The sequence below is a fragment of the Streptomyces phytophilus genome (assembly GCF_013870535.1).
In the GTDB taxonomy this organism is placed as follows: Bacteria; Actinomycetota; Actinomycetes; order Streptomycetales; family Streptomycetaceae; genus Streptomyces; species Streptomyces phytophilus.
The window spans coordinates 1-9,630 of sequence record NZ_JACBXC010000110.1; the positions used below are offsets into that span (position 1 = coordinate 1).

The following is a 9,630-nucleotide window of genomic DNA, read 5'->3' on the forward strand; positions in this document are numbered from 1 at the left end:
GGCGTCGGGGACGCCGGTCGTGGTGGTGGCGGTACGCAACCCGTACGACGTGCGGCGGTTCCCGGAGGCACCGGCGTACCTGTGCACGTACGGCACGGGGACGGGGGTGCTGACGCGGGCGGTCGACGCGCTCTACGGCGACCTGCACCCGACTGGCCGCCTGCCGGTGGCCATCCCGGAACTGGGCACGCCGGACACGGACCTGTACCCGCTGGGACACGGCCTGGAGTACTGACCGCCGGGCGGGCCGGGGCCGTGCCCCGGTCCGTCACGGCCGCGTGCGCCTCCCCCTCAGCCGCCCCGCGCTGCCGCCGCGCCGCCGCCCACCGCGCCGATCAGCAGCCGGCGCAGCTCCCGCGCCGCCCGGGGCGGCGACACGTCGCCCCGGTGCGCCACGGAGATCGTCCGGTGCAGCCCCGGCGCCGCGAACGCCGTCGTCACCAGCCCCGAGCGCTCCGCGACCATGCTCGGCACCACCGCCACCCCGAGCCCCGCCCGCACGAACCCCAGCACCGCGTCCATCTCCCCGCCCTCCACCCCGAACTCCGGCTCGAAGCCCGCCTCCCGGCACGCCGCGACCGTCAGCTCCCGCAGGTCGTACCCGTGCCGGAACATCGCCAGCGGCCGCCCCCGCAGGTCCCCGATGCGGATCCCGCCGCCCCCGCCCGCGCCGCCCGCCCCGCTCCCCGTGACCGGCGGCGCGTCCGGGGACGAGACCACGACCAGTTCCTCCCGCAGCAGCTCCGTCGTCGTCAGCGCCGGCGCCTGCCCCGCCAGCGGCGTGATCACCAGCGCGAGGTCCAGCTCGCCGGCCGCGAGCGTCCGTACGAGGTCCTGCGAGCCGTCCTCGTGCACGTGCAGCTCGATGCCCGGGTAGCGGGCGTGGAACGTACGCAGCGCGTCCGGCACCAGGCTCGCGCACAGGCTCGGCGTGGCCCCCAGCCGCACCCGCCCCCGCCGCAGCTGCGCGACCTCCTGGACCTCCCGCCGCGCCGTCTCGGTGTCGGCGAGGATCCGCCGCGCCAGCGGCAGCAGCGCCTCGCCGGCGTCGGTGAGCGTGATGTGCCCGCGGGCCCGGTGGAACAGCTCGGCGCCCAGCTCCCGTTCCAGCGCCCGTACGGACTGCGACAGCGACGGCTGCGCCACGTGCTCGCGCTCGGCGGCCCGGGTGAAGTGGCGGGTCTCGGCGACGGCGGCGAAGTAGCGAAGCTGCTGCGGGTGCATGGATCAAGCGTAGCCCCACGATAGCCATCGCCTATCGAAAGCAGCGATTTCATGTCTTGGACGGATGGGGCGTCCCCTCCTTACCGTCACAGTCATGGCCCTGACCACGAAGTCGGCGTCGAAGCCCGCCTCGGACAAGCGCACCTCCGGCAAGCGCACCTCCGGCAAGCCCGCCCCGGAGCCGACCCGCCCCAAGCGCTACCCGCCGTCGCTCCCCGCGCTGCTGTGGCGCTCCACCGTCGGCAAGAAGACGGTGCTGGCCGTCACCGGCCTGATCATGGTCGGCTACCTCGTGGCCCACCTGGTCGGCAACATCAAGATCTTCTTCGGCGCGGAGGAGTTCAACAGCTACGGCCACTGGCTGCGCACCCTCGGCGGCCCGGTCCTGCACTACGAGTGGGCGCTGTGGATGATCCGCGTCGTGCTGGTGGCGGCGGTCGTGCTGCACGGCGTGACGGCGTACCAGCTCAGCCGCCGCGACATCGCCGCGCGCCCGGTCGCGTACGTCCACAAGCGCCGGCGCGCGAGCTACGCGACCCGCACGATGCGCTGGGGCGGGGTGATCCTCGGCCTCTTCGTCGTCTGGCACATCCTCGACCTGACGACGCTGACCGTGAACGAGAACGCCCGGACCGGCCACCCGTACGAGAACACCGTCGCCACCTTCTCCACCTGGTACGGCAACACCATCTACATCACCGCGATGCTCGCCCTCGGTCTGCACCTGCGGCACGGCTTCTGGAGCGCCGTGCAGACCCTCGGCGCCGCGAGCCCGGCCCGCGAGCGGGCCCTCAGGGTCGTCACCGACACCTCCGCGCTGGTGCTGACCGGCGGCTTCATCTCCATCCCCGTGGCCGTCATGACGGGAGTCGTGAACTGAAGATGTCCCCGACCTACGCGCAGTACACCGAGGGCGAACCGGTCGCCGACGCCGCCGCCCCGCCCGGCGACATCTCCGAGCGCTGGGACCGCCGCCGCTTCACCGCCCGGCTGGTCAACCCCGCCAACCGGCGCCGCTACAAGGTCATCGTCGTCGGTACGGGCCTGGCCGGCGGCGCCGCCGGCGCCACCCTCGCGGAGCAGGGCTACCACGTCGTCCAGTTCTGCTACCAGGACTCCCCGCGCCGCGCCCACTCCATCGCCGCCCAGGGCGGCACCAACGCCGCCAAGAACTACCGCAACGACGGCGACTCCGTGCACCGCCTCTTCTACGACACCGTCAAGGGCGGCGACTTCCGCGCCCGCGAGTCCAACGTGCGCCGCCTCGCGCAGGTCTCCGTCGAGATCATCGACCAGTGCGTCGCCCAGGGCGTGCCCTTCGCCCGCGAGTACGGCGGCCTGCTCGACACCCGCTCCTTCGGCGGCGTCCAGGTCTCGCGCACGTTCTACGCCCGCGGGCAGACCGGGCAGCAGCTCCTCCTCGGCGCGTACCAGGCCCTGTCCCGGCAGATCGAGGCCGGGAACGTCGAGATGCACCCGCGCACCGAGATGCTCGACCTGGTCGTCGTCGACGGCCGGGCCCGCGGCATCGTCGCCCGCGACCTGGTCACCGGCCGGATCGAGACCCACCTCGCCGACGCCGTCGTGCTGGCCACCGGCGGCTACGGCAACGTCTTCTACCTCTCCACCAACGCCAAGAACTCCAACGCCACCGCCATCTGGCGGGCCCACCGCCGCGGCGCGTACTTCGCCAACCCCTGCTTCACCCAGATCCACCCCACCTGCATCCCGCGCTCCGGTGCACACCAGTCGAAGCTGACGCTGATGAGCGAGTCGCTGCGCAACGACGGCCGCATCTGGGTGCCCAGGGCCCACGGCGACACCCGCCCGCCGAACGCCATCCCCGAGGACGAGCGCGACTACTACCTGGAGCGCCTCTACCCCTCCTTCGGCAACCTCGTCCCGCGCGACATCGCCTCGCGCGCCGCGAAGAACGTCTGCGACGAGGGCCGCGGCGTCGGCCCCGGCGGGCAGGGCGTGTACCTCGACTTCGCCGACGCCATCGGGCGGCTGGGGCGGGAGGCGGTCGAGGAGCGGTACGGCAACCTCTTCGAGATGTACGAGCGGATCACGGCGGAGGATCCGTACCAGGTGCCCATGCGCATCTATCCCGCGATCCACTACACGATGGGCGGCCTGTGGGTCGACTACGACCTCCAGACCACCGTCCCCGGCCTCTTCGCCATCGGCGAGGCGAACTTCTCCGACCACGGCGCCAACCGCCTCGGCGCCTCCGCGCTCATGCAGGGCCTGGCCGACGGCTACTTCATCCTCCCCGCCACCATCGGCGACTTCCTCGCCCGCCACCGCCCCGAGGAGGTCTCCCCCGACCACCCGGCGGTCGCCGAGGCCGTGGCGGACACCGAGGACCGCCTGAACCTGCTGCTCGCCGTCGGCGGCGACCGCACCCCCGACTCCTTCCACCGCGAGCTGGGCGAACTGCTGTGGGACGAGTGCGGCATGGCCCGTACGGAGCCGGGGCTGCGCAAGGCGCTGGAGCGGATCCCGGCGCTGCGCGAGGAGTTCTGGCGCCGGATCAAGGTGCCGGGCACCGGCGCGGAGCTGAACCAGTCGCTGGAGAAGGCCAACCGCATCGCGGACTACCTGGAGCTGGCCGAGCTGATGTGCCTCGACGCGCTGCACCGCGCCGAGTCCTGCGGCGGCCACTTCCGCGAGGAGAGCCAGACCCCGGACGGCGAGGCGGCGCGCGACGACGAGCACTTCTCGTACGCCGCGGCCTGGGAGTTCACCGCCACCGGCACCGCCCCGGTCCTCCACCGCGAGGACCTGGAATTCGAGTACGTCATCCCCACGCAACGGAGCTACCAGTGAAGGTGACCCTGCGGGTCTGGCGCCAGCCGGGCCCCGACGCGACCGGCGAGATGGTCTCGTACGAGGTCGAGGACGCCACGCCGGAGATGTCGTTCCTGGAGGTGCTGGACACCCTCAACGAGCGCCTCATCCTCACCGGTGACGAGCCCGTCGCCTTCGACCACGACTGCCGCGAGGGCATCTGCGGCGCCTGCGGGGTCGTCATCAACGGCCAGGCGCACGGCCCGGAGCGTACGACGGCGTGCCAACTGCACATGCGGTCCTTCGCCGACGGCGACGTCATCGACGTCGAGCCGTGGCGGGCGGCGGCGTTCCCGGTGGTGAAGGACCTGGTCGTGGACCGCTCGGCCTTCGACCGCATCATCGGCGCCGGCGGCTACATCACCGCCCCCACCGGCAGCGCCCCCGACGCCCACGCCACCCCGGTCCCCAAGCCGGCGGCGGAGACGGCCTTCGAACACGCGGAGTGCATCGGCTGCGGCGCCTGCGTCGCCGCCTGCCCCAACGGCTCGGCGATGCTGTTCACCGCCGCGAAGGTCGTCCACCTGGGCGCCCTGCCGCAGGGCGCCCCGGAGCGCGAGTCGCGCGTGCTGGACATGATCGGCCGGATGGACGACGAGGGCTTCGGCGGCTGCACGAACACCGGCGAATGCGCGGTCGCCTGCCCGAAGGGCATCCCCCTCCAGGCCATCTCGTCCCTGAACCGCGAGTTCCTCCGCGCGGCCCGCAAGTCGGCCTAGAGCGCGCGGCGGGTGGTGCACGCGGCGGCGATGGCTGCCGTGTCCCAGTAGAAGGGGCGTACCTCGGCGATCCGGCCGTTCTCGATCGTGATCGTCTGGAGGATCGGGAAGGTCAGCTCCCGCCCGGTGGTACGGGCCCGGACCCGTACCTGCGTGTGCACCACCGACGTCTCACCGGTGGCGAGGAACCGCTGCTCCAGCAGCTCGAACTCCGCCCACGTGTCGGCCATGGCGAGAAAGAACTCCGCCATCCCGTCGTGCCCGCGCCACGTCCCCCCGTACGGCAACGCCTCGGCCTGGTGCAGGACGACGTCCGGCGCGAAGTACGGCGCGAGCGTGTCGAAGGAGGCCACGCCGGGGCCGCCGGCTGCCAGGTACACGGCTTCGGCTTCATACATGCCGCGGAGCACCGCCGCCGCGTCTGTGGTCTGTGCGCTCGTCATGCGCCCCAGGCTGCCGCCCGCCCCCGGTGCTGTCTGGCAGGAATCCGACGGCAGGTTGGCAATCCCCCGGGAGTGTTACGTCCTGTAACCGTGCTGCGACTTTCCGTCGCCAGGCTCTGGGCACGTTGATGTCCCCGACCAGACAGAGGACATGGAGGTTTGCGCATGGCCGCCAAGCCGCGTGAGTTGCACCCGGACCGCTCCGCCCGCGACCTGTACGGATCGGAGGTCCGCCGGTACCGGAACAACGCCGGGATGTCGCTGGAGGCGCTGTCCGGCGTCGTGATGTACAGCAGGAGCCACTTGGCCCGGATCGAGACGGCGGAGGCGATCCCGCCGCCGGACCTGAGCGAGAAACTGGACGCCTGCTTCGGCACGGACGGCCACTTCGGACGCCTGTACGGCGTCGCTCGGCACGAGGTGCACCCCGACAAGTACAAGCGCCGGATGGAACTGGAAGCGCGGGCGCGGTGCATCGAGGAGTACTCGGGCCACATCGTTCCCGGCCTGGTCCAGACGGAGGAGTACGCACGCGCGGTGTTCCGCGCGGCCAACCCGGAGATGGGCGCCGACGAAGTCGAGGACAAGATCCTGGCGCGCCTGGGCCGCCAGCAGCTCCTCCAGTCGGCGGCGCCGCCCTATCTCTCGGTGATCCTTGACGAAGCGGTGATCCGGCGCCCGATCGGAGGCCCGGACGTCATGCGCGCCCAGCTGGCGAAGTTGCTCCCGCTCGCGGACACTCTGAACACCGTCGTACAGGTTCTCCCCTTCGCACACGGAGAACATGGCTTGATGGGCGGGTCATTGACCCTGCTCACCCTCGACGACATGCCGGTGGCCTACGAAGAGGGCATGACGACCGGCCACTTGATCGAGACAGCCGAGGGCGCTCGCAAGCGACGCCGGGCCTACGATCTGCTCAGGGCCTATGCCCTGTCGCCGCGAGATACGGCGGCAGTGATCCGATCCGCGATGGAGGCGCTTTCCCATGAGCACCACCCCTCACCCGCCCCGCACCCGCTGGGTCAAGTCCAGCCACAGCAACGGTGACGGCGGCAACTGCGTCGAGTGGGCACCCGACCTCGCCGTGAGCGGCGTCGTGCCCGTCCGGGACTCCAAGGACCCGGACGGGCCCGCCCTCACCTTCTCCGCCGACGCCTGGGCGGCGTTCATCGCCGACGTGAAGACCGGCGAGTTGCGTGCACTTGGCTGACTACCGCTTGAGCACCTCCGTGAGACTGGTCAGGCTGTCGCGTTCCCGGCCCGCGGCGACTCCGCGGCGGAACAGGTCGAGGACCGCGGCCGGGACGGAGGCGTCGACGCCTGAGTCCTCGGCCGTGTGCACGACATGCGTCAGGCTGGCCACGGCCATGCCCACGTTGTCGACGTCGCCCTCGTGGTTCCCGGCGTCGATGCGTGGTGCGTAGAACTCCAGGAAGTACCTGAAGTCCATGGTCTTCACCGCGTGTTCGAGGAACTGCTCGGCAGAGATGCCGTTGGCCACGGCCACCGCCTGGCCGTGCAGGTAGCCGACCAGACCGGTCCAGAACATGTCGATCCCGATCTGGTAGTACAGCGCCGCGAGACCGGGGTCCTCGCCGAGGTACTCGATGCCGGTCAGCGCCTCAAGGGCGGCCCGGTGCCTGGCGATCGCGTCGGCCGGGCCGCTGTAGTACGTTGCCGCATCCGCGCTGCCGATTCCCGACGGCGGGGTCTGGACGCCTCCGGTGATCTGCACGGCACCGCGGTCGGCGAGCCATGCGGCGGTTTCGCGCGCCCTTGCCGGGGTGTCCGAGGTGAGGTTGGCGACGGTGCGTCCGCTCAGCGCCTGCGGCGCCTGTTCGAGGATCGCGTACACGGCGTCGTAGTCGGTGAGGCTGAGCACCACCAGTTCGCTGGCGCGCAAAGCCTCCTCGACGCTGCCGGCCAGCCGGGCGCCGCGCGCGACCAGGCCGTCCGCGCGAGCAGCCGTGCGGTTCCACAGGGTCACCCCGTACCCGCGGTCGAGGTAGGCGGAGGCCATCGCACGGCCCATGGGGCCCAGGCCGATGACGGTGACGGAGTTTTCAGGCATGACGGCTCCCCGGAACTAAAATGAGCGTTCTATCCAGACGGCGTCGACCCTAGCAGACCACTAGAACGAACGCTCTATCCAGTACTCTGTGCCGTATGCGAACCAAGCACGAGGTCGGCACCAGGGACCGCATCGTCCGCGCCACGTCGAGGCTGATGCAGCGGCAGGGCTACGAGGGGACGGGTCTCAAGGACATCTCGCGGGAGGCCGAGGCCACGCTGGGCTCGGTGTACCACTTCTTCCCGGGTGGCAAGGTCGCGCTGGCCGTCGAGGCGATAGGCCACGGCGACCGCGAGTTCGCGGACCTGCTGCGTACCGCCATGGGACGCGAGGACGACCCGGCGGAGGCGATGGTCACCTGCGCCCGCGAACTCGCCACCGGCATGCGCGATTCCGAGTGGATGGACGGATGCCCCGTCACCACCACCGCACTGGCGAGCGCGCGCCGCCTTCCGCAGGTCCGCGACGCCGCCGAGCGCGCCTTCGCGAACTGGCACGGCATCGTCCGCGACAAGCTCACGGCCGCCGGCATGGACGAGGACACCGCGAGCGACCTCGCCCACACCGTGGTCAGCACCTTCGAAGGTGCCGAGATGACCGCCCAGATCACCCGGAGCACGACCCCTCTGGACCTCGCCGGAACGCATCTGGCCCGCCTGGTCCGCTCCTACCGCCCGTAACCGCGGCCGTACGAGACCCGGAACGGCACTGCCTCCGCGAAACCCGCTTGGCGCCACCGGGCCGCCGCTGCTACCTTCCGGGAGGCCGTGCGAGAGAGCGAGGAGGTGGTACCCGTGAACGTATCGACATGGGTGCTCTCCTCCGGGGTCACGGTCGGGCGATAGGTCGTCGCCCGGGAGCGCCGTCTCAAGCGCCCTCCCGAAAGGCACGACCATGCGGTTCACTTCTGAACGGCGTCTCGACGACGCTGTCGTCGAGCGCGAGTTCACCCTCGGCGAGATCCCCGGCATCCTGTGGACGCCCCCGTCCGTACCGGCGCCGCTGATCCTGCTCAGCCCTCCTCCTCTCGGGCTGCGCAAGACCTACTCCCGGTTGGCGGACCGGGCCCGGCACGCCGCGGCGGACGGCTTCGCCACGGCCGCCATCGAACTCCCGGGAAGCGGTGAGCGGCCCCGTTGGCCCGCCGCCGAGCGGGCCCTCGCCGATCTGCGCGGGGCACTGGAGGCCGGCGGGCCGGTCGGCGAGGAGATCGTCGACAACCTCATCCTTCCCCTGGTCGACCGGGCGGTCCCGGAATGGCAGGCCGCCCTGGACGCCCTCCTCGGGCTGCCCGGGATCGGCGGCCCGGTCGGGTACTCGGGGGGAGTGATCTCCATCGGGACCCGGCTGGCGGTGGTCGAGCCGCGGATCTCGGCCGCCGTTCTGTTCGCCGGGAGTTTCGTCCCTCGCGCCATACTCGCGGAGGCCCGCCGGGTCACCATTCCGCTGCACGTCCTGCTCCAGTGGGACGACGAGGGCAATGACCGGCAGGCGGCCCTGGACCTGTTCGACGCCTTCGGCTCCGAGGAGAAGACCCTGCACGCCAACATGGGCGGGCACACCGGCGTCCCGCAGTTCGCAGGGGACGCCGCGGCCCAGTTCTTCGCCCGGCACCTGAAGTGACGCCGGGCCGTCGGGCCGCCCGCGGACGGTAGCCGTGTCGGCCAGGATGCCGCTCCTCCGGGGGCGGGTCCCGGCCTTGCCCGGCTCTCTGCGCACCACGGGCACCTGCCGGGCTCTCGGCGGGTGCCCGTGGGCCGGGGCCGGCCCCCACGGCCCCGGAGTTCCAGGGGCGGGAAGGGCCGGCGGTCACGGCGTCGAGGACGCGTTCGAGGGGGTCCGGCCCCGGTCGCCTCCCCCCTCGCCCGGCGTCCGGTACCTCCGGTCCAGGTAGAGCAGCGGCTCCCCCGGTCCCCCCGCGCGGACCGCCGTCACCTCCGCGATGATCAGCGTGTGGTCGGCGACCTCCACCTGCCGCGTCGTACGGCACGACAGGACCGCCGCGCTCCCCGCCAGTTCCGGGCCGCCGCCGCACGGCGACGGGCGATGGTCGACGCCGGCGAACTCGTCGGTGCCGAAGGTGTCGCGGCGGGTGAAGCGGTCGGCCAGGGCGTGCTGGCCGGCGGCCAGGATGTTCACGGTGAAGGCGCCCGTCTCCTGGATGAGTGCCTGCGTGCGGCTGCCCCGCTGGAGGGAGATCAGCAGGGTCGGCGGGTGCAGGGAGACCGACAGCAGCGAGTTGGCGGTCATGCCGTGCGGGCCGCACGCCCCGTCCGAGCCGCACGCACCCTGCGCGCCGCGCAGCCCGCACGTCGTG

Annotated in this window: 12 protein-coding genes; 8 read left to right on the forward strand and 4 right to left on the reverse strand. The window is 72.0% G+C overall.

The window, feature by feature from the left end; all coding sequences use genetic code 11:
- On the forward strand, positions 1 to 235 hold a 235-nt coding region (locus H5J30_RS08885), incomplete at its 5' end, for a glycoside hydrolase family 3 C-terminal domain-containing protein (RefSeq protein ID WP_181786721.1).
- Between the two features lie 56 nt (positions 236 to 291).
- Here the strand turns inward: H5J30_RS08885 and H5J30_RS08890 are convergent.
- Positions 292 to 1,224 (reverse strand): LysR family transcriptional regulator, encoded by a 933-nt coding sequence (locus tag H5J30_RS08890; RefSeq protein ID WP_181786723.1) that lies wholly within the window; start codon positions 1,222 to 1,224, stop codon positions 292 to 294.
- A gap of 94 nt (positions 1,225 to 1,318) precedes the next feature.
- Between H5J30_RS08890 and H5J30_RS08895 the strand changes: the two genes are divergently transcribed.
- From H5J30_RS08895 to H5J30_RS08905, 3 genes are read left to right on the forward strand one after another with little or no spacing between them, the layout of a single operon-like run.
- The gene (locus H5J30_RS08895; RefSeq protein WP_181786725.1) at positions 1,319 to 2,104 is read left to right on the forward strand and encodes a succinate dehydrogenase; all 786 of its coding nucleotides are present in this window, start codon (positions 1,319 to 1,321) and stop codon (positions 2,102 to 2,104) included.
- Positions 2,105 to 2,106: 2 nt separating this feature from the next.
- The gene (locus H5J30_RS08900) at positions 2,107 to 4,056 is read left to right on the forward strand and encodes a fumarate reductase/succinate dehydrogenase flavoprotein subunit (protein ID WP_181786727.1); all 1,950 of its coding nucleotides are present in this window, start codon (positions 2,107 to 2,109) and stop codon (positions 4,054 to 4,056) included.
- The gene (locus H5J30_RS08905) at positions 4,053 to 4,796 is read left to right on the forward strand and encodes a succinate dehydrogenase/fumarate reductase iron-sulfur subunit (RefSeq protein WP_181786729.1); all 744 of its coding nucleotides are present in this window, start codon (positions 4,053 to 4,055) and stop codon (positions 4,794 to 4,796) included. Before H5J30_RS08900 ends, H5J30_RS08905 begins: the two co-directional genes overlap by 4 nt.
- Here the strand turns inward: H5J30_RS08905 and H5J30_RS08910 are convergent.
- Positions 4,793 to 5,239, reverse strand: coding sequence for a nuclear transport factor 2 family protein (locus H5J30_RS08910; RefSeq protein ID WP_181786731.1), 447 nt, complete (start codon positions 5,237 to 5,239; stop codon positions 4,793 to 4,795). The two genes, H5J30_RS08905 and H5J30_RS08910, sit on opposite strands and share 4 nt — an antisense overlap.
- A 165-nt stretch (positions 5,240 to 5,404) precedes the next feature.
- Between H5J30_RS08910 and H5J30_RS08915 the strand changes: the two genes are divergently transcribed.
- On the forward strand, positions 5,405 to 6,289 hold the full coding sequence (locus H5J30_RS08915) for a helix-turn-helix domain-containing protein (protein ID WP_181786732.1): 885 nt from the start codon (positions 5,405 to 5,407) through the stop codon (positions 6,287 to 6,289).
- Complete coding sequence (locus H5J30_RS08920; RefSeq protein WP_181786734.1) at positions 6,228 to 6,452, forward strand: DUF397 domain-containing protein; 225 nt, start codon at positions 6,228 to 6,230, stop codon at positions 6,450 to 6,452. The genes H5J30_RS08915 and H5J30_RS08920 overlap by 62 nt, the downstream gene beginning before the upstream one ends.
- Here the strand turns inward: H5J30_RS08920 and H5J30_RS08925 are convergent, their stop codons facing one another.
- The gene (locus tag H5J30_RS08925; RefSeq protein WP_181786736.1) at positions 6,453 to 7,313 is read right to left on the reverse strand and encodes an NAD(P)-dependent oxidoreductase; all 861 of its coding nucleotides are present in this window, start codon (positions 7,311 to 7,313) and stop codon (positions 6,453 to 6,455) included.
- A gap of 95 nt (positions 7,314 to 7,408) precedes the next feature.
- Between H5J30_RS08925 and H5J30_RS08930 the strand changes: the two genes are divergently transcribed.
- Both H5J30_RS08930 and H5J30_RS08935 read left to right on the forward strand, forming a co-directional pair.
- On the forward strand, positions 7,409 to 7,993 hold the full coding sequence (locus tag H5J30_RS08930) for a TetR/AcrR family transcriptional regulator (RefSeq protein WP_181786737.1): 585 nt from the start codon (positions 7,409 to 7,411) through the stop codon (positions 7,991 to 7,993).
- A 214-nt stretch (positions 7,994 to 8,207) separates the two neighbouring features.
- A complete protein-coding gene (locus H5J30_RS08935) occupies positions 8,208 to 8,936 on the forward strand; it encodes a dienelactone hydrolase family protein (RefSeq protein WP_181786738.1) in 729 nt (242 codons plus the stop codon).
- A gap of 186 nt (positions 8,937 to 9,122) precedes the next feature.
- On the opposite strand, the gene H5J30_RS08940 is transcribed toward H5J30_RS08935, so the two are convergent.
- The coding region (locus H5J30_RS08940; RefSeq protein WP_258563201.1) for a flavin reductase family protein at positions 9,123 to 9,630 on the reverse strand (508 nt) is incomplete at its 5' end.